Source organism: Sphingobium cupriresistens (assembly GCF_004152865.1).
Taxonomy (GTDB): domain Bacteria; phylum Pseudomonadota; class Alphaproteobacteria; order Sphingomonadales; family Sphingomonadaceae; genus Sphingobium; species Sphingobium cupriresistens.
On record NZ_SEOO01000151.1, the window covers coordinates 1 to 596 of the forward strand.

The following is a 596-nucleotide window of genomic DNA, read 5'->3' on the forward strand; positions in this document are numbered from 1 at the left end:
ACCGTGCTGCGACAGAAGCCGGCCAGTGGTGCCGTATTCGCCTTTCGGGGACGGCGCGGCGACAGGCTGAAGCTGCTTTACTGGGATGGTCAGGGATTTTGCCTCTATTACAAGATCCTGGAGCGCGGCCGTTTTCCCTGGCCCTCTGCGGCTGACGGGGCGGCGCGACTGACATCGGCCCAACTCGCGATGCTGTGGGAAGGGATCGACTGGAGGCGTCCGAACTGGGGTGCGCCGCCTACACGCGCGGGGTAACTTTTCTTCTGCAAAAGCGGCTGTTCTGCTAGGCTTTGCGGCCGATTTCCTGTATAAAAAGCCATGCTCAACGCGGCATCCGATCTTCCCGAAGACCCGGCCTTTCTCAAGGCGCTGATCGCCCAGTTGCAGGCCCAGAACAAGAAGCTGACGACGACGCTGCGCGCCCATGACCTGGTCGTCCAGGCACTGCGTTTGCAGATCGCCAGGCTCCGGAAGCAGGCTTTCGGCAAATCCTCCGAGAAGATCGAACGCGAGATCGAGCAACTCGAGTTCGCTCTCGAAGACGTGCTTGTTTCGGTCGCGCAACAGGGCCTCGTGACAAGTGGCCTGGACGATTC

General features: G+C 61.1%; 2 protein-coding genes. Both read left to right on the forward strand.

The features are described 5' to 3' along the window. Window positions 1–255, forward strand: a 255-nt coding sequence (gene tnpB / locus EWH12_RS22065; RefSeq protein WP_129927832.1) for an IS66 family insertion sequence element accessory protein TnpB, incomplete at its 5' end; no start/stop codon positions are given. 63 nt (window positions 256–318) lie between these two features. Continuing rightward, window positions 319–596, forward strand: a 278-nt coding sequence (locus EWH12_RS22070; RefSeq protein WP_207212485.1) for an IS66 family transposase, incomplete at its 3' end; no start/stop codon positions are given.